The sequence below is a fragment of the Bradyrhizobium sp. LTSP885 genome (assembly GCF_000938305.1).
Classification (GTDB): Bacteria; Pseudomonadota; Alphaproteobacteria; order Rhizobiales; family Xanthobacteraceae; genus Bradyrhizobium.
The window spans coordinates 182,936-204,089 of sequence record NZ_JYMT01000043.1 but is presented as its reverse complement, the minus strand read 5'-3'; the positions used below and the strand labels follow the sequence as shown (position 1 = coordinate 204,089).

The following is a 21,154-nucleotide window of genomic DNA, read 5'->3' as shown; positions in this document are numbered from 1 at the left end:
AGGGGCGTTTCCTTCAAGCCCCCTTGGAGCGCCACTGGCCGCGCCACCAGACGCCGAAGGCGACCACGACGGCGGCGGCCAGCGAGAACCAGGTGATGGCGTATTGCATGTGGTCGTCCTTGAGGTGGACCTCCAGCGGTCCTGGCTTCGGCGTGCCGCTGTCCGGCACCGGCGCTTCGAGGTCGATGTAGAACGGCGCCACCTCACCCCAGCCGAGCACTTGCGCCATGGCGCGATGGTCGCGCGCGAACCACAGCCGTTTCGGCAGATCTTCCTTGGGCGTCAGTGTGCCCGGGGGTTCGGGAAAGCGGATATAGCCGCTGAGCATGACCGGCGCGCCGGTGACGAGACGGCCGGCGACACGATCCTCAAAGCCGCGTTCCTGCATCGTGTTCTGGACAAAGCCGGTATTGATCACGACGGTCTCGCCGCTTGCGAGCTTCGCCGGCAGGAACGCCCAGGTGCCGGGACCGCTGATATCCGCGCGCACCGCGGAGCCAGAGCTGTAGACCATCGCATCCGGCAGCTTGGCGTAAGTTGCGGTGAAGGTGACGCGACGGAATTCATCCCTGGCCGATGTCAGCGTGGGCCAGGCTGACGGCTGCGGCAGCGCATCCGGGGCTGTCCCCAGACGGGCGTCGAGCATCGCGATCAGCGCGTGCTTCTCGACCCGCCGCTGCAATTGCCAGACGCCGAGGCCGACAAAGGCCGCGACCATGATCAGCGTGAAAACGCCGAAGCCGGCGGCGCTCGGCCGGCGAGCTGTCGTGTCGCTCATGTCGGGTCGTGCCGGGTCAGCTGGCCTTCGGCTGCCTTGTGGTGGAATTGCAAGGCGATCAGCAGCGACTTCATCGCGCGCAGCGGCAACAGCGTGGTGACGACGATCAGCGGCAGCCACAGCACCGCATGCACCCAGTATGGTGGCTGGTACTTCACCTCGACGATCAGCGCTGATGTGACCACGATGGCGCCGGCCAGCAGGACGATGAAGACCGCCGGCCCGTCGCCGGCATCGATGAAGGCATAGTCGAGGCCGCAACTCGAGCAGCGCGGCGCCAGCGTCAGGAATCCGGAATAGAGCTTGCCCTTGCCGCAGCGCGGACATTTGCAGGCAAGGCCGCGCAGGGCGCTCTCGGTCACGGTGGGCAGTGTGTCCGTCATCTGGATCCTTTCCCTCTCCCCTTGTGGGAGAGGGTGGCGAAATCGAGCCGCCGGGTCGGCGCAAAGCGCCGCCCGATGATAAACTCCACGAGATGCAGCCGGGTGAGGGGTCTGTCTCCGCGGATAGAGACCCCTCATCCGGCGCTTCGCGCCACCTTCTCCCACAAGGGGAGAAGGTAACAAAAAAGGGCGGCCGTTGGGCCGCCCCTTTCCTAGCACGTCGGACGTGAAGTTAGCCCGCGCCGTGGGCCATGGCTTCGGCGCCGTGGCCCCAGACGTAGATGCAGATGAACAGGAACAGCCAGACCACGTCGACGAAGTGCCAGTACCAGGCGGCGAATTCGAAGCCGAGGTGCACCGTCGGCGTGAAGTGCCCCTTATAGGCGCGGATCAGGCAGACCAGCAGGAAGATGGTGCCGACCAGCACGTGGAACCCGTGGAACCCGGTCGCCATGAAGAAGGTCGAGCCATAGACGTTGCCACCGAACGAGAACGTCGCATGGGCGTACTCATAGGCCTGCACGCAGGTGAAGCAGGCGCCGAGGATGACGGTCAGGATCAGGCCCTGCTTGAGGCCCTGGCGGTCGTTCTCGAGCAGCGCGTGGTGGGCCCAGGTGACTGTCGTGCCCGAGGTCAAGAGCAGCAGCGTGTTGAGCAGCGGCAGATGCCAGGGATCGAAGGTCTCGATGCCATGCGGCGGCCAGGTGCCGGGCACGCTGCAGGCGCCCATCGCGGTGCCGGCGCCGCAGCCGAACACCGCGTCGCGGGTGGCATGGACCGCATCGGCCGGGAACAGCGCCGAGTTGAAGAACGCCCAGAACCAGGCGACGAAGAACATCACCTCGGAGGCGATGAAAAGGATCATGCCGTAGCGATGGCTGATCTGCACCACACGGGTGTGGTCGCCCTTGTACTGGGCTTCCTTGATCACGTCGGCCCACCAGCTCGCCATGGTGTAGAGCACACCGACGGTGCCGATGCCGAACACGATCGGGGCGGCCGAATACAGATGATGCATCCAGCCGACCGCGCCGACCGCCATGATGAAGGCCGAGATCGAGCCGACCACCGGCCACGGGCTCGGGTCGACGAGATGATAGTCGTGATGCTTGACTTGCGCCTCAGCCATTGCCGTCTCTCCATTCGCGTGCCGTCTCAGGCACGTATCGTCTCAAATTCAAAAACCGCTAGCCGCCCTTGCGCTGCTCCGCCTCGCCTGCTGCGACAGGCTTCGGCGCCGGATCGCGCACCGGGAAGAAAGTGTAGGACAACGTAATCGATTTCAGCGTGTCGTTCTCGCTGTCTTTCGCAAGCGCCGGATCGACATAGAACACCACGGCCATCTCGCGCTTTTCGCCGGGCGCCATGGTCTGCTCGGTGAAGCAGAAGCAGTTGAGCTTCTGGAAGTACGCGCCGACCGTCAGCGGCGCGACGTTGTAGGCGGCCTGTCCGGTGGTGGTGCGCGCCGACTGGTTGGTCACGGTGTAATAGACCGTGACGACCTGGCCGATCTTGACCTCGATCTCGTTGTTCTCAGGCTGGAACTTCCAGGGCAGGCCCGGCGCGACGTTGGAATCGAAGCTGACCGAGATGGTGCGCTCGAGCGGCGCCACAGACGGCGCCGAGGTCGCGACCTGGGTGGTGCCGTTGAAGCCGGTGGTGCGGCAGAACCAGTTGTAGAAGGGAACGGCGGCATAGGACGCGCCGACCATCAGCACCACCACGAACCCGCAGATCGATGCGACCACTGCATCACGCGTCAGCCCGCGGCGCGACACCTTGGCGCGCGCGGCTTGCGGGGTTGGCTGGTTCGTCATCTCGGTCACAGCGGCCGCACCAGCACGGCCGGTCCCTTGACCAGGGTGACCGCGAAAAACAGCACGACGAGAACGCCGAGCGCGAGCGCAATGGCAATCGAACGCTGGCGGCGGCTCTTGAGCTGCGCCGCGGTGAGGACGATTCCGTCCGGCTCGCGATTCTCGTCCATTGGTAACCCGACTATCCCTTGCGCCCCTTGCGTCCCCATACGCCCCTCGCGCCCCCTATCCCGTGATAAATGGCGCAATTGCGCGGACGACGACCTCGGCGAGGAGAACCGCGAACAGCGCGAACAGATAGAAGATCGAGAAAGCAAACAGTCTGCGGGTGGCGCGATTGGCCGCCGTGCCCTCGCGGCGGCGATAGACCTCGATGGCGAGCCAAAGCATGCCGGCACCTGCCACCAGCGACGTGACGCCGTAGACTGCATCGAAATAGCCGAGCGGCCACGGCGCGAGCGCGACCGCGACCAGCACGATGGTGTAGAGCAGGATCTGCAGCCGGGTCGCGTCGGGACCGGCGACGATCGGCAACATCGGGATCCCGGCGCGCGCATAGTCGTCGCTGCGGAACAGTGCCAGCGCCCAGAAATGCGGCGGGGTCCAGAAGAAGATGATCAGGAACAGCAGGATCGGCTCGACCGACAGCGAGCCGGTCGCCGCCGCCCACGCCACCACCGGCGGCAGCGCGCCAGCGGCGCCGCCGATCACGATGTTCTGCGCGGTCCAGCGCTTCAGCCACATCGTGTAGACCACGGCATAGAAGAAGATCGTGAAGGCGAGCAGCGCGCCCGCCAGCCAGTTGACGAGGATGCCGAGCGTCATCACCGAGAAGAAGGCGAGTGTGATGCCGAACGTGGCCGCCTCGGCTTGCGTGATCCGGCCGCGCGGGATCGGCCGGTTGGCGGTCCGCGACATCAGGGCGTCGATATCGCCCTCATAGGCCATGTTGAGCGCGCCGGAGGCGCCGGCGCCGACTGCGATGCAGAGGATCGAGGTGAATGCCAGCACCGGATGGACGTGACCCGGCGCGATCATCAACCCGACCAGCGCGGTGAAGATCACCAGCGACATCACGCGCGGCTTCAAGAGCGCGATGTAGTCGCCCACTTCGGCCTCGGAGATCCGGGGCAGCTCGATGGCGTTGTGATCGACAACCGACAAGATCAGGTCTCACTTCTCTTAAAAGCACGGCGCACTTTGGGTGCGCCGCGCTGTCTCAGGATTACTGCACGCGCGGCAGCACTTCGAACTGATGGAACGGCGGCGGCGAGGTCAGCGTCCACTCCAGCGTGGTCGCACCCGAACCCCACGGATTGTTCGCAGCCTGTTCCTTGCGGACGAAGGCATCGATCACGCCGTAGATGAAGATCAGGACGCCGACGCCGGAGATGTAGGAGCCGATCGAGGAGACCAGGTTCCAGCCGGCGAACGCATCCGGATAGTCGACGTAGCGGCGCGGCATGCCCGACAACCCGAGGAAGTGCTGCGGGAAGAACACCAAATTGACGCCGACGAAGGTGAACCAGAAGTGCGCCTTGGCGATGGTCTCCGAGTACATGTAGCCGAACATCTTCGGGAACCAGTAGTACCAGCCGGCGAAGATGCCGAACACCGCGCCGAGCGACAGCACGTAGTGGAAGTGCGCCACGACGTAGTAAGTATCCTGCAGCACGCGGTCGACGCCGGCATTGGCGAGCACGACGCCGGTGACGCCACCGAGCGTGAACAGGAAGATGAAGCCGATCGCCCAGATCATCGGCGCCTTGAACTCGATCGAGCCGCCCCACATCGTGGCGATCCAGGAGAAGATCTTCACGCCGGTCGGCACCGCGATCACCATCGTGGCGGCGACGAAATAGGCCTGCGTCGCGCTGGACATGCCGACCGTGTACATGTGGTGCGCCCACACCACGAAGCCGATGCCGCCGATCGCGACCATGGCGTAGGCCATGCCGAGATAGCCAAACACCGGCTTCTTCGAGAAGGTCGAGACGATCTGGCTGACCATGCCGAATGCGGGCAGGATCAGGATGTACACTTCGGGGTGGCCGAAGAACCAGAACAGATGCTGGAACAGCACGGGATCGCCGCCGCCGTCGGCCGCAAAGAAGGTGGTACCGAAATTGCGGTCGGTCAGCAGCATGGTGATCGCACCGGCGAGCACTGGCAGCGACAGCAACAGCAGGAACACCGTCACCAGGATCGACCAGACGAACAGCGGCATCTTGTGCAGGGTCATGCCCGGCGCGCGCATGTTGAAGATCGTCGTGATGAAGTTGATGGCACCGAGGATCGACGACGCACCGGCCAGATGCAGCGACAGGATCGCGAAGTCGACCGCCGGTCCCGGATGGCCCGAGGTCGACAGCGGCGCGTACATCGTCCAGCCCGCGCCGACACCATTGGCGCCCGGCTCACCCTCGACGAAGGTCGAGGTCAGCAGCAGCGCGAAGGAGGCCGGCAGCAACCAGAACGAGATGTTGTTCATGCGCGGGAACGCCATGTCGGGCGCACCGATCATCAGCGGCACCATCCAGTTGCCGAAGCCGCCGATCATCGCCGGCATCACCATGAAGAAGATCATGATCAGGCCGTGCGAGGTCACGAACACATTGTAGGTGTGCGTCTCGTGGAAGATCTGGACGCCCGGATACATCAGCTCGGCGCGGATCGCGATCGACATCGCGGCGCCGATGATGCCCGCGATCACCGCAAAGACCAGGTACATCGTACCGATGTCCTTGTGGTTCGTGGAGTAAACATAACGCCGCCATCCGGTCGGATGATGGGCGTGATCATCATGTCCGTGATCCCCGGCGTGATCGTCGTGTGTCGCAGCGCCTGTAGCCATGTTCCAAATCCTGCCTTGCAGTCCCTCTCGGACCTCGCGGTCCCGTCGCCCTTAGTCCAGTTGCGCGGTAAGCCTTGAGCCTACTGCGCCACCTGACCAGCCGAAGCGTAGGAATTCGCCGGGTTGGTCGCAAATTTCTTCTTCGCACCGTCAACCCAGGTCGCGAACTCCTGGTCGCTGACGACCCGCACCGCGATCGGCATGAAGGCGTGGTCCTTGCCGCATAATTCCGAGCACTGACCGTAGAACATGCCGGTCTTGGTGGCCTTGAACCAGGTCTCGTTGAGGCGGCCGGGGACCGAGTCGATCTTGATGCCGAAGGCCGGCACCGCGAAGGAATGGATCACGTCGGCGCCGGTGGTCTGGATCCGCACCACCTTGTTCACAGGGACGACCATCTCGTTGTCGACGCCGAGCAGGCGCGGCGCCTTGTCCTTGTCGAGCAGCGAATCGAACTCGAACTTGCCGTTATCAGGGTAGGCGTAGGACCAGTACCACTGCTTGCCGGTAGCCTTGATCGTGATATCAGGCGTCGGCACGTCGAGTTCGAGGAACAGCAGGCGGAACGACGGCACCGCGATGCCGACCAGGATCAGCACCGGGATCAGCGTCCAGGCCACCTCGATCAGCGTGTTGTGGGTGGTCTTGGAGGGGACCGGATTGGCCTTGGAGTTGAACTTCACCACCACGATGACGAGCAGCGCCAGCACGAACAGCGTGATCACGGTGATCAGCACGGACAGGAAGTTGTGGAACCAGGTGATGTTCTCCATCACCGGGGTCGCGGCTTCCTGGAGCTTGTACTCCCAGGGCACCGGCTGCCCCATTTCGGCGAAGGCCGTTCCGCCGGCGGCAAGCGCCATCCCGGCCACCGCAAATCCCAGCAACTGCCGGCCAATCTGGCCAATCGACATCTTCATGCCGCCCGCGCTCCCTTGATAGTTCCCCAACGCACCCCCGGCATATGGCCGGACATGCGGCACGATCCGCCCTGACAAACGGCCTTCCAGACGTACCCGTGGTGAAGTCAAGGAGGGTACGGGAGCCAGATCGCTAGAACGCGTCGAAATCCAGCCTCTCAAACCATAATTCGCAGGCGCTCGCAATGCAGTAGTAGGGACGGAAGCCATGCGAGGGCGACTAATCTGCGGCCAGCGAATTTTCCCGCAAATTCAAGCGAAACTCGCTGAAACGCGTGCCGGTGCTGTTGACAGACGGATTACCGGATGTACGCACAGGCGGGGTACCCTGTAGGAACCTGATTCGCTGCTGATAGCCCCGATCCGGCGCTGGAATTGCACAGAGATCGCCTTTAAGGCGCCGTCATTGCGGTATCAGTCGCGGTATAGTCGATGGGTCGCGTGCGGCCGAACGGACGGCCGGTCCCGACCGAACATGACGAACCGAACATTACTTGAGGATCGACCCGGATGGGCGCTTCGAATAGTCAGGCAAGACGTCCCGCACCGGCCGGCTGGCTGGGCGGCCTGCTTGCCGCGGGCCTCCTGCTCGGCCTGCCCCAGGCGGCGAACGCGCAGGGCGCGGTGCGCTCGGTCCATGGCGACTGGCAGATCCGCTGCGACACCCCGCCGGGGGCACAGGCCGAGCAATGCGCCCTGATCCAGAGCGTTGTCGCCGAAGACCGCTCCAACGCCGGCCTCACCGTGATCGTGCTGAAGACCGCCGACCAGAAGAGCCGCCTGATGCGCGTGGTCGCGCCCCTCGGCGTCCTCCTCCCCTCCGGCCTCGGCCTGAAGCTCGACAACCAGGACGTCGGCCGCGCCGGCTTTGTCCGTTGCCTGCCCAATGGCTGCGTCGCTGAAGTCGTGATGGACGACAAGCTGCTCGGCCAGCTCAAGACCGCCAAGACCGCGACCTTCATCATCTTCGAGACGCCGGAAGAAGGTATCGGGTTCCCGCTCAGTTTGAATGGGCTGGGAGAGGGGTATGACAAGCTGCCGTGAGCCCGCGAGCGCGCAGCTCGATCAGCGCGGCGCTTGATCCGCGTCGAGGTAGTAGTTCAGCAGATTCCTGGCGTCCTCCGACGACCAGTCGGCTTCCCCAACCATGTAGCCTTCGATCCGGCCGGACGGGCTGACGATGTATGAGATCGGCATTCCGTAGAGCGGAAACGGCGTGGCGGATTCATCATCGCCGGCGCGTACCATCCGGGCTCGCGGATCGAGACCGATGTTGAGGTGCCGGATACCGAGGCGCCGCAAGAATGGCGTGACCGTCGCGCCGCCGTCACGATCGGCGGAGACCGCCACGACCTCCAGATATTTGCGGCCCATGGCCTCCTGCAACCGATCGAGACTGGGCAATTCGGTCCGGCAGGCGGGACACCAGGTCGCCCAGAAGTTCACCAGCACGACCTTGCCGCGAAACGCGGCGAAATTCACCGTCGAGCCGTCCAGGCGCGTGATCGATACGGATGGCACCATCCGGACGGGTTGCAGGATCGTGAACTGGTGGCGGACCGTTCCGAACGGCGGCGGTCCATCAGAGAGCGCAACGGCGGGGGAAGACGGGACGGCCGCGGTTGCGATCGCCGCCGAAACGCCGGCCAGCGCCGTGCGCCGGGTGATGACGCGCGCGGACACTTCGAGGGCCTTTCCTTCATCGGTCACGATCGAGCAATCTCCAATCAGAGCGTTTTCGAGCGAAGTGGATACCGGTTCGCGTGAAGAAAACGCGTCAAAACAAGAATCTAGAGCCCCGTTCCGATTCCATCGGAACGGAAAAGGCTCTAGGGCCGAAGATAAGTCCAGCCGGCTTCCTGAAGCTCGACCAACCGCGCCACGCCATAGGGAACGACCTGCGTGCCATCGACCAGCGGCAGCGGCCGCCCCTCGTTTTTTTCCATGATCATTTTCGTATTGCCGCACATGCTGAACGCCACTTCGGGATGATTGGCCCGCAGATAGTGCAGGAGATCCTTTACCGGCGAGGTGTCGGCCCTGAACATGTGGACGCCAGGGCCATAGGCGACGATCTCGATGGCAACCTGCTCGTTCTTCTCGCTGTAGTTCTTGAACGCGTTGAGCGAGTTGGTGATCGCGTGTTTCATGGTCGTCGGATCATCCGAATTGACCTGGAGCACGATGCGGTGAAGCGGTGGTCTCTGAACGACCTGGTCGCTTCGATCCTTTGAATTCGCCGAACAGGTCTCGGTCGCGGCCAGGGTCGCAAAAAACGGGATCGCGAATGCCAGGCAGAACATGGAAACCGCAATTGGTTTGCGGCGATACCAGACCACACGATCCATCATACGTACCCGGACTTGATTGATCGCCAGAGCCTTTCCCGTTCCGATGGAATCGGAACGGGGCTCTGGATTCTTGTCTTGACGCGGTTTCTTGGCGCGAAAACGCGCTAGGCGGTCGGCTCGGATCTTTCGCCATGCAGGACGTCATCGCCGGCATCGATGACGGCGAAGATCTGGCCGCGCCTGGCGTAGGCGACGATGGCGCTCAGTGCCAACAGTACCAGTGCGGGCACCGGCGAGCCGCCGATCACAAACAGATGGCTGAAGGTCGCTCCGATCATGATGCAGATCAGCAGCAAGGCGCCGAACGCCGCCAGCGACGGCACCAGGATCAGGAAAGCCCCGAGCAGCTCCAGCGTTCCCGTGAAGTAGCGGAACCATTGCCCGAGGCCGATGTGCTGGAATTCCTCGACCAGCATCGGCACGCCATAGAGCTTGGCGGCGCCCGCGGCAGCAAAGGCTAGCGCAAGCAATCCTCTGACGACCCAGAGACTGGCGGATTGCCAGCGTGGCGGCGCCGGTACAGCAGCAAGTGACATTGATGGCTCCCGATATGCTCAAACCGATCAGGCCGTGCGGTCGGCCGCCATCCCCGTGGCAGCCCCGCAAAGGCTTTCGGTACCCAAAATTCGGGAGTAAGATGGAAAATACAAGTAGGATGCTTTTTATGAGGTAGTATGAAAAAGATGACTAATGGGAAAAACGAGGACAAGGGCGACGATATTGTCGCCTCGGCGCCGTGCCATACGCAGCAATTTCATCGCGCGCTGGCGGTGCTGGCCGGAAAATGGAAGGGCGACATCCTCTGGCAGCTGGTCGAGCGCAAGCGCCGGTTTGGCGAATTGCGCCAGTCGATCCCCGGCGTCACCCAGCACATGCTGACAACGCAGTTGCGCGATCTCGAGGCCAATGGACTGGTGAAGCGCACGGTCTATCCCGAAGTGCCGCCCCGCGTGGAATATGAAATGACGCCATCGGCCAGGGCCCTCAAACCGGTGTTCGATGAACTGTTCCGGTGGTCGCAGGAGCATGGCTTTCCGACCGGTGCTCATCCCAAAGCGTCGCCGGCCGGCGAACCAGAGCAGCCAACGCCGCCGGGACAGGCGCAGACCGGCCGAACGCCAGCCAGCCAAGGCAGGGAGCCGGGTGCCCGCTCAACCTGAACTGGGCGAGGACTACGACAAGTTGCCTTCGGCCGACTGAAGCAGGATACCCATCAGCATCAAGTCGCAATGGACGTTGTCGACGTAGACACCGTTACGCAGACGGCCTTCAGGTTCAAAGCCGGCTTTCTTGTAGAGTGCGATCGCATTCAAATTATCTGCCCGCACTGACAATTCGACACGGTGAAATCCGAATTCCTTTGCTGCGGTGAGAGCCCGCTCGATCAGCTTGATTCCGAGTCCCTGGCCTCTGAAGGCTGGCAACAAGCCCATCCCGAGGATACCGACATGGGAATGAACCGGCCGCGCCTTGCGCGTCACGTCGCACCAGCCGACCACCTCATCGTCAGACAGGGCGACAACCTGCGGAAACCCGCTGTTGATGTTGTCGCGGATGAAGGCTCGCGTCGATTCGATCGACGGGGCATCGAGAAACGACAAATAGCGCCGCTCCCGAGCGACAACGCCGAGGACCCGGTTGAAGCCCTCAGCATATTCTTCTCGGATCGGAACTATTTCTACCGTATTCATGGTCTCGCCAACGTGTTGCCCTGCCCCTCGCGGAACAGCCGATAAACCACTATCTTGGATCGAATATTCCGACAACGGACGGACCTGATGACCAATCTCGCCACAACCTCCCTGCTCGACCGTGCCAATCTCGACCGCGATGCCGTCCGCCGCGAGGTGGCGCGCGGGCTTGCGGGGGCCGACGACGGCGAATTGTTTCTCGAGTACGGCCAGAGCGAGGCGCTGGTGTTCGACAATGGCCGGCTGAAGCAGGCGACCTACGATACCTCTCAAGGGTTCGGCCTGCGCGCGGTCAAGGACGACGCGGTCGGCTATGCGCATTCCTCCGACGTCTCGGTCCCGGCGCTGATCCGCGCGGCGGACGCTGTTGCCGCGGTCCGCGGCGGCTATTCCGGCAACTATGCGGCCGCGCCGGCACACACCAACGTCAAGCTTTACGGCGACGAGAACCCGCTGGACGGGCCCGCGTTCGAGGCCAAGGTCAAGCTGCTCGGCGAGATCGACGCTTATATCCGCGACAAGGATCCGCGGGTGCGGCAGGTCTCGGCCAGCCTGATGGCGAGCTGGCAGGTGGTCGAGATCGTGCGGCCCGATGGCGAGAGCTATCGCGATATCCGCCCGCTGGTGCGCGTCAATGTCTCCGTCGTTGCCGGCCAGGGCGACCGGCAGGAGAGCGGCAGCATGGGCTATGGCGGCCGCGAGGGTTACGCCCGCTTCATCGAGACCAAGGCCTGGCGCAACGCCGCCGACGGCGCGCTGCGTGAGGCGCTGGTCAATCTGGAATCGGTCCCGGCGCCCGCCGGCGAGATGGACGTGGTGCTCGGGTCCGGCTGGCCCGGCGTGATGCTGCATGAAGCGGTCGGCCATGGGCTGGAAGGCGATTTCAATCGCAAGCAGACCTCAGCCTTTGCGGGCCTGATGGGCAAGCAGGTCGCGGCCAAGGGCGTCACCGTGGTCGATGACGGCACCATGGCCTCCCGACGTGGCTCGCTCTCGATCGACGATGAGGGCACGCCGACCAACCGCACCGTGCTGATCGAGGACGGCATCCTGGTCGGCTACATGCAGGACCGCCAGAACGCCCGGCTGATGGGCATGAAGCCGACCGGCAACGGGCGACGGCAGAGCTACGCCCATGTGCCGATGCCGCGCATGACCAACACCTACATGCTCTCGGGCGACCGCGACCCGGCCGAGATCCTCGCCTCGGTCAAGAACGGCATCTACGCCGCCAATTTCGGCGGCGGCCAGGTCGACATCACTTCGGGCAAATACGTGTTCCAGTGCACCGAGGCCTACAAGATCGAGAACGGCAAGCTCGGCGCCCCACTGAAGGGCGCGATGCTGATCGGCAACGGGCCGACCGATCTCCACAGGATCACCATGATCGGCAACGATCTTGCGCTGGATACCGGAATCGGCACCTGCGGCAAGAACGGCCAGGGCGTGCCGGTCGGCGTCGGCCAGCCGACGCTGCGGATGGAACGGATTACGGTCGGAGGAACGGGCTAGTGAGCAGCGGAAACGAAGTCGTGACGGCCAAGCCGTCGACCTGGCGCGGCCAGGCCGTGCAACTGGCTGCGATCGTCGCCGTCGTGTTCCTCGCCAAGGGCGCGATCGCCGAGCCGTTCTACGTGCCGTCAGGCTCGATGGAGCCGACGCTGCTGATCGGCGATGCACTGGTGGCCTCGAAATACCCTTATGGCTACGGCGCAGCCTCGCTGCCGATCCAGATCACACTGCCGGAAACCGGTCGCCTGTTCGGCGAGACGCCGAAGCGCGGCGACGTCGTCGTGTTCCGCTGGCCGGGCGACCGCTCGCAGGCCTGGGTCAAGCGCGTGGTCGGTCTCCCCGGCGACCGCATCCAGATGCGGCAGGGCCAGCTCTTCATCAACGACCATCCGGCAGCGCTGAAGCCCGATGGCACCGGCTTTGCCGAGGACGACCGCGGCGGCGGCGAGGACGCCTACCGCTATGTCGAGACGCTGCCGAACGGCGTCGACCATGCGATCTTCAAGATGCACGACAACGGCCGGCTCGATAACACGGCCGAGGTGACGGTGCCGCCCGGAAAACTGTTCGTGCTCGGCGACAACAGGGACAATTCCGCCGACAGTCGCGTGCCGGTGCGCGATGGCGGCGTCGGCCTGTTGCCGATCGACAATCTGATCGGCCGCGCCGACGCGGTGGTCGGCTCCTGGGACATGGGCATCCGCAGCCAGCCGATGTGGACCTGGCTCTCCGGCTTCCGCCTCGCACGGTTTTTTACCTCGGTGCATTGAGCGGCTGACGTAGCCCGGATGAGCGAAGCGACATCCGGGACAGGGTCGACGCAAGCCCCGGATATCGCTCCGCTCATCCGGGCTACATTCTTTACTCATTCCCAAGACGTGGATGCCCGGGACAAGCCCGGGCATGACGACTGGATAGAGTCGGCTCGCGCGAGCTGACATTCTCGCTTGCATGACCCAAGACGAATTCCTCGCAGCAACGCTTCGCAATTCCGCCAACGAAGTCATCGTCGGTGAATTGTTTGCCATGGCCCTGCCCGATGCCTGGCTGGTCTCCGGCTGCCTGGTGCAGACCGTGTGGAACGTTCTGACCAAGCGGCCGGTCGCCTACGGCATCAGCGACTATGACATCTTCTATTTCGATCCCGATCGATCATGGGAAGCCGAGGACGCGGTGATCCGCGGCTTGCAGGATCGCCTCGGTCACCTCGGCGTCGCGATCGAGGCGCGCAACCAGGCCCGCGTCCATCTCTGGTATCCCGACAAGCACGGCGTTCCCTACCCGCCATTGTCGCGCTCGACCGACGGCATCGATCGCTTCCTCACAGAAAACACCCGCATCGGCATCCGCCGCACCGCGGATGGATACGACGTCTACGCGCCCAATGGATTCAACGATGTCGCCAACCTGATCGTGCGGCCGAACCTGACAGCGAATTTTTCCGCGGCGAACTACGCGACAAAAGCCGCGCGCTGGAAGGTGCTGTGGCCGGAGATCACGGTGGCGGCGGCGGATAAACTTTCGTAGCCCGGATGCAGCGAAGCGAAATCCGGGACTTCGCCCAGCGGAGGGATTGTCCCGGATTGCGCTTCGCTCCATCCGGGCTACGCGTTCACCGCACCACGCCTGACGTAAACCCCGCCTTCCGTCGCGGCGGCTTGATGTCTTTCTTCAGGAAGCAATGTGCGTCGCGGCCGGCATAGCCGGGGCGAGCGTAGGTCCAGGCGCGGCACTTGTTGTCGGCGGTGCAGGCGGCCTGGCAGGCCTCGTCGCCGTCGCTGCTCTTTAATTCAAAGTTCTTGTAGTCGCCGCCGAAGCGGTCGATCGAGGTTTCGATCGGGCCGTTGTGCGGTTCGACGACGCCGGCACCGCGAACCCCGGAGACGCAGCAGACGTCCTGCACCCGTGTCGGCACGCTGTTTTTCAGCCAGCACACCGCGCCATTGTTGGTGTCGGTCGGATAGTTGAAGCTCCAGGCGCGGCAGCGGCGGTCGCGCTCGCAAGCCAGCGCGCAATCGGCGGGATCGCCCGACGTCACCGGCGAGTTCTGATAGTCGCCGCCGGGACGGTCGAAATTGGTCTGTGCCAGCGCCGGGCGCGCGACGACAATGGCCGCAAGAGCGGCGAACGTCACCACACACGCCCTGAACAGGCGGCCCATCCCCATGAGATTGCTTTCAAATTTTTGCGCCCCGCGCCATCCGCGGGCGGCCATTTGAGCGCCACGAACCTGTACGGCGGATGAACGGCACGGAACCGCGGCCCGAGACCAAGGCCTCGGATGCCCCGATTCCATCACTGTGAAAGCGCTTTAGAAGGCGTATTCCTGATAGGCCGGGTCGACCGAGCCCTTCCAGGGCCCGTTGAACTTCTCCAGCATCTCTTCCGCCGGCGAGCGGCCGCATTCGATGATCCGCTCCAGCGGCTCGAGGTAGCGGCTCTCGTCGCGCCCGAGATGATCGATCCGGCCGCGGCGCCGCAGTCCGGCATGCGACAGGATCAGGCACTCCTTGGCGATCTCGAACAGATAACGGTCCTTGATCCGCGCCTTGAAGCCGAAACGCGGTACATCGTCGCGCAATGCCTGCCGCTCCGGTGCGGTCCAGTGGCGGATGATCTCCCAGGCCCCATCGAGACTGTCATTGTCGTAGAGCAGGCCGACCCAGAAAGCCGGCAGCGCCGGCAGCCGGCCCCACGGCACGCCGTCGGCGCCGCGCATTTCGAGGTAACGCTTCAGCCGCACCTCGGGGAAGATCGTCGACAGATGATTGGCCCAGTCCGACAGCGTCGGACGCTGGCCGGGGAAGGCCTTGTTGTTGCCGGCGAAGAAATCGCGGAACGAGGAGCCGGCGACGTCGATATATTCGTCGCCGCGCTTGACGAAATACATGGGCACGTCGAGCGCGTAATCGACATAGCGCTCAAACCCCATGCCGTCCTCGAACGCGAACGGGATCATGCCCGACCGCGCATTGTCGGTGTCGCGCCAGATCTCGGAGCGGAACGACAGCAGGCCGTTCGGCTTGCCCTCGGTGAACGGCGAGTTGGCGAACAAAGCCGTCGCGATCGGCTGCAGCGCCACCGAGACGCGCAGCTTCTTCACCATGTCGGCTTCGGAGGAGAAGTCGAGATTGGTCTGCACCGTGCAGGTCCGGAACATCATGTCGAGGCCGTATTTGCCGACCTTCGGCATGTAGTTCGACATGATCTTGTAGCGGCCCTTCGGCATCACCGGGATCTGCGCCCGCGACCAGGACGGCGTCATGCCGAGGCCGAGGAAGCCGATGCCGAGCGGCGTCGCGATCTCCCGCACCTGCGCCAGATGCGCCATCAGCTCGGCCTGGGTCTGGTGCACGGTCTCGACCGGCGCGCCCGACAGTTCGAACTGCCCACCCGGCTCGAGCGAAATCGCGCCGCCGCCGGTGACGTCATAGAGCCCGATGATGTTGCCGCGCTCCATGATCGGCTCCCAGCCGAGCAGGAGCTTCATGCCCTCCAGCAGCGCGCCGATGCCCCTCGCGCCCTCGTAAGGCACGGGCTTGTGGCCATCGAGCGTGAAGGGTGTCTTCTCGTGCTCGGTGCCGATACGGAATTCGGACTCCGGCTTTGAGCCCGCCTCGAACCACGCGACGAGTTCGTCGCGCGATTGCAGCGGCGTCATATCGATCTGGTCACGCGCCATACGAAATCCAACTCAAGGGCGCTTCGATCGAATGCGCGTGGTGGCAGGGAGATCCGCGAAGCCGGGCGGCCGCGGATGATGGGATCAGGGATGTCATCGGGCCGGCACGCCGTCTCGGGCAGCGGCCGGCTTGGTCTCGCTTTTGCCGTCGCTCTTACTATCGCTCTTGGCGTCATCGCATGAGCAGCCGAGACGGTCGAGCAGGCCGCAGAGTTTTGCCGCGTCGGGGTCAGACAATTTCGAGCCGACATGCTTGTCGATCGCGGCGGAATACGCGCTCCACATTCGCTTCTGCAGCTCGCGTCCGGCGTCGGTGATCTCGACGAACTGGCCGCGCTTGTCGATCTTGCATTCGCGCCGCGCGGCCAGACCCTCGTCGACCAGGCGATCGATCAGCCGCGACGTCGAATATTGCGGGATCAGCATCTGCCGCTCGAGCTCGACCGGACGCAACTCGCCGGACGGCGCGCGCGACAGCTCGAGCAGCGCGTCGTACCAGGCCAGCGGCGGAAAGCCAGCCTTCTTCAAATCGTGCTCGACACAGTCCAGCACCCGGCTCGGAACCCGCATCAGGCGGATCCAGGCGGCGGTCGCCTCGGTCGATAGCTTGCGTTTCATGGTCTAGCCCATAAGGTCCCGGAACAAAGTCTACCGCACTGAATGCATCTGCATCAATCTTGACTATTCCATGCAGGTGCATGTAGGCAATCCCTCTCCGGATACCAAGAACAAGGGAAGGAATTACCCCATGAAACTCTATTATGCCCCCGGCGCCTGCTCCCTCTCCCCCCATATCGCGCTGCTCGAAGCCGGCCTGCCCTACGACCTGGTGAAGGTCGATTTGCGCGCCAAGAAGCTCGAAAACGGTGACGATTTCCTGAAAGTGAACCCCAAGGGCCAGGTGCCCGCGCTCGCGCTCGACTCCGGCGAACTGGTCACCGAGGGACCGATCATCATCCAGATGATCGCCGACAAGGCCGCGGACAAGAAGCTGGCGCCAGCCCGCGATTCCAACGAGCGCTACAAGCTGCTGGAATGGCTGAACTACATCACGACCGAGCTGCACAAGAACCTCGGCCCGATGTTCTCGCCGGTGCTCGCCGATGACGCCAAGGCGTTCTTCAAGGACCGCGCGATGGGCAAGTTCAAATATGTCGAGAGCCAGCTTGCCGGACACGACTACCTGATGGGCAACCAGTTCACGGTCGCCGACGGCTACCTCTTCACCATGATCATGTGGGCGACCGACCGGCTCGGCTTCGATCTCTCCGGCCTGCCCCATTTGACCGCCTACAAGGCCCGCGTCGCCGCGCGTCCGCACGTGCAGGAAGCGCTGAAGAAGGAAGGCCTGCTGAAGGCGGCGTAAGCCTTCAGTTCGTGGAATAGCGAAAGGGCCGGATCGATGATCCGGCCCTTTTTTGTTTGATGCGTAGCCCGGATGGAGCGAAGCACAATCCGGGGCCTTCACAAGGCGGAGAGGCTGTCCCGGATTTCGCTGCGCTCCATCCGGGCTACCAACGTGCCTCTTACTCCGCGGCCTGCGCCGCCGCCTTCTTCGGCGGAAAGCGGCCGTAGAAGGTCTCGCCCTTGGCAGCCATCTCCTCAAGCAGCTTCGGCGGCGTGAAGCGCGAGCCGTATTTGGCCTCGAAGGTGTGGCAGAGTTCGACGAAGGTCTTGGTGCCCATGAAGTCGATATAGGACAGCGTGCCGCCAGTGAACGGCGCGAAGCCGAAGCCGAGGATCGAGCCGACATCGGCCTCGCGGACATCGGTGATGACGTGGTCCTCGACGGTGCGCGCGGCCTCCACCGCCTGCGCCACCAGGAAACGCTGCTTCAGCTCCTCGACATCGAGCGTATCAGGGTCGAGATGCTTCGGCTGCAAATCAGCGAGACCCGGCCACAGGCTCTTCTGGCCCTTGCCTTTCTCGGGGTAGTCATAGAAGCCCTTGCCGTTCTTGCGGCCGAAGCGGCCCTGCTTCTCGACCATCTCGACCATCAACTTCTTCTGCGCTTGGTCGACCGCGTTGGGGCCGAGATCGGCTTCCGTCGCCTTGGTGATCTTGAGACCGAGATCGAGCGCGACCTCGTCCTGCAGCGACAGCGGCCCGACCGGCATGCCGGCCATCTTGGCGGTGTTCTCGATCATCGCCGGCGGCACACCTTCGAGCAGCATCTCGTTGCCCTCGGCGATGTAGCGCATCACGCAGCGATTGGCGAAGAAGCCTCTCGAGTCGTTGACTACGATCGGGGTCTTGCCGATCGCGCGCACGTAATCCAGCGCGGTCGCAAGCGCGACGTCGCCGGTGTTCTTGCCCTTGATGATCTCGACCAGCATCATCTTCTCGACCGGCGAGAAGAAATGGATACCGAGGAACCGGCCCTGATCCTTGAACTCTTCGGCCAGCGAGTTGATCGGCAAGGTCGAGGTGTTGGAGGCAAAGATCGCGCCCGCCTTCAGCAGCGGCTGCGCCTTGGCATAGGTGTCCGCCTTGATTTTGCGGTCCTCGAACACGGCCTCGATCACGAGGTCGCAGTCGCTGATCGCGTTGTAATCTGCGGTCGCCGAGATGCGCGACAGGATGGCGTCGCCGGCGTCCTGCTTCATGCGGCCCTTGGCGATCAGCCCGTCGATCACGGTCTTCGCATGGCCCCTGCCCTTGTCGGCGCTGTCCTGGTCGCGGTCGACCAGCACGACGTCGATGCCGGCCTGCGCCGAGACGAAGCCGACGCTGGCGCCCATGAAGCCGGCGCCGATCACGGCGAGCTTCTTCACCTTGGTCGGCGGCACATTGTCCGGACGCCGCGCGCCCTTGTTCAATTCCTGCATCGACAGGAACAGCGAGCGGATCATCGCAGCTGCTTCATTCGAGCGCAGGATCTTGGTGAAGTAGCGCGACTCGACGCGCAGCGCGGCGTCGATCGGCAACTGCAGGCCCTCATAGACGCAGCTCATGATGGCGCGCGCGGCCGGATAATTGTCGTAGGTCTCGCGGCGATAGATTGCATTGCCGGCCGGGAACATCTGCATGCCGGCCTTCGAGAACACCGGGCCGCCGGGCAGCTTGAAGCCCTTCTCGTCCCACGGCGCAATCGCCTTGCCACCGCCCTTGATCCAGTCCTTTGCCGCCTTGATCAGGTCGGCGGCAGGAACGATGGCGTGAATCAGATTGAGCGCTTTTGCTTTCGCGAGGTTGATCGCCTCGCCCTTGAGCAGCAGTTGCATCGCATCCTGCGGCGACACGATGCGCGGCACGCGCTGGGTGCCGCCGGCGCCGGGGAACAGGCCGACCTTGATCTCGGGCAGGCCGAGCCGGGTCTTCGGATTCTCCGCGGCGACGCGGTAGTGGCAGGACAGCGTGATCTCGAACCCGCCGCCGAGCGCCAGGCCGTTGATCGCAGCAGCCCACGGCTTGCCTGAGGTTTCGATCGAGCGAAACACCTGCGAGAAGCGGCGGCTCTGGTCGAACAGCACCTGGTTGGCGGCTTCCTCGCCCTTCTCCTTGAGAAGCTGCTTATAGGTGTGGCTCATGCCCTCGAGCATCGAAAGATCGGCGCCGGCGCAGAACGCGTCCTTGCTGGAGGTGATGACGACGCCCTTGATCGCGGCATCGGCCGAGGTCTGCTTGACGATCGCCTCGATCTCATTGATCGAGGTCTCGTCGAGCACGTTCATCGAACGGCCCGGGATATCCCAGGTGACCAGCGCAATGCCGTCGGCGTCGGTTTCGAACTTGAAATTCTTGTAAGCCATGTTGTGCTCCCTCGGTGCCGGCAGCCGATCTCAGGCGCGGCGGTTGTACTCAGATCGTAGGGTGGGCAAAGCGAAGCGTGCCCACCATCAAGTTCTCAGCAAGCTGTGGTGGGCACGGCGCAAGTGCGCCTTTGCCCACCCTACGGAAGTTACACGCGCTCGATGATGGTGGCGGTACCCATGCCGCCGCCGATGCACAACGTCACCAGCGCCGTCGACTTGTTGGTGCGCTCGAGCTCGTCGAGCACGGTGCCGAGGATCATCGCGCCGGTCGCGCCGAGCGGATGGCCGAGCGCGATCGCGCCGCCATTGACGTTGATCTTGGCATTGTCGATGTCGAAGGCCTGGATGTAGCGCAGCACCACCGAGGCAAAGGCCTCGTTGAGTTCGAACAGATCGATGTCGGACTTCTTCATGCCGGAGCGCTCGAACAGCTTTTCGGTGACGTCGACCGGCCCGGTCAGCATCATCGCCGGCTCAGAACCGATGTTGGCGAACGCCCGGATTCTTGCACGCGGCTTCAGGCCGTGCTTGGCACCTGCCTCCTTGCTGCCGAGCAGCACCGCGCCGGCGCCGTCGACGATGCCGGACGAATTGCCGGCGTGATGCACGTAATTGACCTTCTCGACCTCGGGATGCGACTGGGTCGCGACCGCATCGAAGCCGGCCATGGCCGCCATCGCCGCAAACGCCGGCTGCAGCTGCGCCAGCGACTGCATCGTCGTGGTGGGGCGCATATGCTCATCCTTGGCGAGGATGGTGAGGCCGTTGAAATCCTTCACCGGCACCACCGACTTGCTGAAGCGGCCTTCGTCCCAAGCCTTCGCCGCGCGCTGCTGGCTCTGAACGGCGTAGGCGTCGACGTCGTCGCGCGAGAAGCCGTATTTGGTCGCGATCAGGTCGGCCGAAATGCCCTGCGGCATGAAATAGGCCGGCACCGCCATCGAGGGATCCATCGGCCAGGCGCCGCCGGAGGCACCGATGCCGACGCGGCTCATCGATTCCGCGCCGCCACCGATCACAAGCTCATGCTGGCCGGCCATGATCTGGGCTGCGGCGAAATTCACGGCGTCGAGGCCGGAGGCGCAGAAGCGGCTGATCTGCACGCCAGGCACCTTCTCGCCCAGACCGGCGTTGAGCGCTGCGAAGCGCGCGATGTCGGAGCCCGCTTCGCCGACCGGATCGACCACGCCGAGCACGACGTCGTCGATTGTGTCTTCGCCGAGATTGTTGCGGTCTTTCAGCGCCTTCAGCGGCACGGTGGCGAGCGCCAGCGCGGTGACTTCGTGGAGTGCGCCATCGGACTTGCCGCGGCCGCGCGGGGTGCGAACGTGATCGTAGATATAGGCCTCAGGCATGACGCCCTCCTTATATGAGGATCATAATATATAACGGAACGGAGCGCCGTCGCAGG

At 63.9% G+C, this 21,154-nt stretch carries 23 protein-coding genes; 6 read left to right on the top strand and 17 right to left on the bottom strand.

Going from position 1 to position 21,154, the window contains the following annotated elements:
• Positions 1–13 precede the first annotated feature (13 nt).
• From UP09_RS34920 to coxB, 8 genes are all read right to left on the bottom strand, one after another.
• Positions 14–778, bottom strand: coding sequence for an SURF1 family protein (locus UP09_RS34920; protein ID WP_044542945.1), 765 nt, complete (start codon positions 776–778; stop codon positions 14–16).
• Positions 775–1,161, bottom strand: coding sequence for a DUF983 domain-containing protein (locus tag UP09_RS34915; protein ID WP_044542944.1), 387 nt, complete (start codon positions 1,159–1,161; stop codon positions 775–777). Before UP09_RS34915 ends, UP09_RS34920 begins: the two co-directional genes overlap by 4 nt.
• Before the next feature lie 232 nt (positions 1,162–1,393).
• Complete coding sequence (locus UP09_RS34910; protein WP_044542943.1) at positions 1,394–2,290, bottom strand: cytochrome c oxidase subunit 3; 897 nt, start codon at positions 2,288–2,290, stop codon at positions 1,394–1,396.
• Positions 2,291–2,348: 58 nt separating this feature from the next.
• Positions 2,349–2,978, bottom strand: coding sequence for a cytochrome c oxidase assembly protein (locus tag UP09_RS34905; protein ID WP_044543194.1), 630 nt, complete (start codon positions 2,976–2,978; stop codon positions 2,349–2,351).
• Between the two features lie 5 nt (positions 2,979–2,983).
• Complete coding sequence (locus UP09_RS34900; protein ID WP_044542942.1) at positions 2,984–3,148, bottom strand: cytochrome c oxidase system small membrane protein; 165 nt, start codon at positions 3,146–3,148, stop codon at positions 2,984–2,986.
• A gap of 55 nt (positions 3,149–3,203) precedes the next feature.
• Positions 3,204–4,142: a heme o synthase gene (locus tag UP09_RS34895; protein ID WP_044542941.1), complete on the bottom strand. Its 939-nt coding sequence runs from the start codon at positions 4,140–4,142 to the stop codon at positions 3,204–3,206.
• A 61-nt stretch (positions 4,143–4,203) separates the two neighbouring features.
• Positions 4,204–5,832, bottom strand: a complete 1,629-nt coding sequence (gene ctaD / locus UP09_RS34890) for a cytochrome c oxidase subunit I (protein ID WP_044542940.1) — start codon at positions 5,830–5,832, stop codon at positions 4,204–4,206.
• Positions 5,833–5,912: 80 nt separating this feature from the next.
• Positions 5,913–6,752 (bottom strand): cytochrome c oxidase subunit II, encoded by an 840-nt coding sequence (gene coxB / locus UP09_RS34885; RefSeq protein WP_044542939.1) that lies wholly within the window; start codon positions 6,750–6,752, stop codon positions 5,913–5,915.
• Positions 6,753–7,262: 510 nt separating this feature from the next.
• Between coxB and UP09_RS34880 the strand changes: the two genes are divergently transcribed.
• Positions 7,263–7,796 (top strand): invasion associated locus B family protein, encoded by a 534-nt coding sequence (locus UP09_RS34880; RefSeq protein ID WP_044542938.1) that lies wholly within the window; start codon positions 7,263–7,265, stop codon positions 7,794–7,796.
• A 21-nt stretch (positions 7,797–7,817) separates the two neighbouring features.
• On the opposite strand, the gene UP09_RS34875 is transcribed toward UP09_RS34880, so the two are convergent.
• From UP09_RS34875 to UP09_RS34865, 3 genes are all read right to left on the bottom strand, one after another.
• Positions 7,818–8,462 (bottom strand): TlpA disulfide reductase family protein, encoded by a 645-nt coding sequence (locus UP09_RS34875; protein WP_245302378.1) that lies wholly within the window; start codon positions 8,460–8,462, stop codon positions 7,818–7,820.
• Between the two features lie 119 nt (positions 8,463–8,581).
• Positions 8,582–8,902, bottom strand: coding sequence for a DsrE family protein (locus UP09_RS38695; RefSeq protein ID WP_245302375.1), 321 nt, complete (start codon positions 8,900–8,902; stop codon positions 8,582–8,584).
• A gap of 305 nt (positions 8,903–9,207) precedes the next feature.
• Positions 9,208–9,639, bottom strand: a complete 432-nt coding sequence (locus tag UP09_RS34865; protein ID WP_044542937.1) for a DoxX family protein — start codon at positions 9,637–9,639, stop codon at positions 9,208–9,210.
• A gap of 138 nt (positions 9,640–9,777) precedes the next feature.
• Here UP09_RS34865 and UP09_RS36665 point away from each other — a divergent pair, with 138 nt between their 5' ends.
• Entirely contained in the window at positions 9,778–10,263 is a 486-nt protein-coding gene (locus tag UP09_RS36665) for a winged helix-turn-helix transcriptional regulator (protein ID WP_063840172.1), read from the top strand.
• Positions 10,264–10,275: 12 nt separating this feature from the next.
• On the opposite strand, the gene UP09_RS34855 is transcribed toward UP09_RS36665, so the two are convergent.
• A complete protein-coding gene (locus tag UP09_RS34855; RefSeq protein ID WP_349643938.1) occupies positions 10,276–10,869 on the bottom strand; it encodes a GNAT family N-acetyltransferase in 594 nt (197 codons plus the stop codon).
• 12 nt (positions 10,870–10,881) lie between these two features.
• Between UP09_RS34855 and tldD the strand changes: the two genes are divergently transcribed.
• From tldD to UP09_RS34840, 3 genes are all read left to right on the top strand, one after another.
• On the top strand, positions 10,882–12,306 hold the full coding sequence (tldD, locus tag UP09_RS34850) for a metalloprotease TldD (RefSeq protein ID WP_044542935.1): 1,425 nt from the start codon (positions 10,882–10,884) through the stop codon (positions 12,304–12,306).
• Entirely contained in the window at positions 12,306–13,076 is a 771-nt protein-coding gene (gene lepB / locus UP09_RS34845; RefSeq protein WP_044542934.1) for a signal peptidase I, read from the top strand. Before tldD ends, lepB begins: the two co-directional genes overlap by 1 nt.
• A 181-nt stretch (positions 13,077–13,257) precedes the next feature.
• On the top strand, positions 13,258–13,833 hold the full coding sequence (locus UP09_RS34840; protein WP_044542933.1) for a nucleotidyltransferase family protein: 576 nt from the start codon (positions 13,258–13,260) through the stop codon (positions 13,831–13,833).
• 85 nt (positions 13,834–13,918) lie between these two features.
• On the opposite strand, the gene UP09_RS34835 is transcribed toward UP09_RS34840, so the two are convergent.
• The 3 genes from UP09_RS34835 to UP09_RS34825 form a co-directional block, all read right to left on the bottom strand.
• The gene (locus UP09_RS34835) at positions 13,919–14,473 is read right to left on the bottom strand and encodes a PAN domain-containing protein (protein ID WP_044542932.1); all 555 of its coding nucleotides are present in this window, start codon (positions 14,471–14,473) and stop codon (positions 13,919–13,921) included.
• A 144-nt stretch (positions 14,474–14,617) separates the two neighbouring features.
• Positions 14,618–15,988: a glutamate--cysteine ligase gene (locus tag UP09_RS34830; protein ID WP_044542931.1), complete on the bottom strand. Its 1,371-nt coding sequence runs from the start codon at positions 15,986–15,988 to the stop codon at positions 14,618–14,620.
• Between the two features lie 93 nt (positions 15,989–16,081).
• Positions 16,082–16,606, bottom strand: a complete 525-nt coding sequence (locus UP09_RS34825; RefSeq protein WP_044542930.1) for a MarR family winged helix-turn-helix transcriptional regulator — start codon at positions 16,604–16,606, stop codon at positions 16,082–16,084.
• A 130-nt stretch (positions 16,607–16,736) separates the two neighbouring features.
• Here UP09_RS34825 and gstA point away from each other — a divergent pair, with 130 nt between their 5' ends.
• Entirely contained in the window at positions 16,737–17,354 is a 618-nt protein-coding gene (gene gstA / locus UP09_RS34820; protein WP_044542929.1) for a glutathione transferase GstA, read from the top strand.
• 160 nt (positions 17,355–17,514) lie between these two features.
• On the opposite strand, the gene UP09_RS34815 is transcribed toward gstA, so the two are convergent.
• Both UP09_RS34815 and UP09_RS34810 read right to left on the bottom strand, forming a co-directional pair.
• Entirely contained in the window at positions 17,515–19,740 is a 2,226-nt protein-coding gene (locus UP09_RS34815; RefSeq protein WP_044542927.1) for a 3-hydroxyacyl-CoA dehydrogenase NAD-binding domain-containing protein, read from the bottom strand.
• 149 nt (positions 19,741–19,889) lie between these two features.
• On the bottom strand, positions 19,890–21,098 hold the full coding sequence (locus UP09_RS34810) for an acetyl-CoA C-acetyltransferase (protein WP_044542926.1): 1,209 nt from the start codon (positions 21,096–21,098) through the stop codon (positions 19,890–19,892).
• Positions 21,099–21,154: the final 56 nt, after the last annotated feature.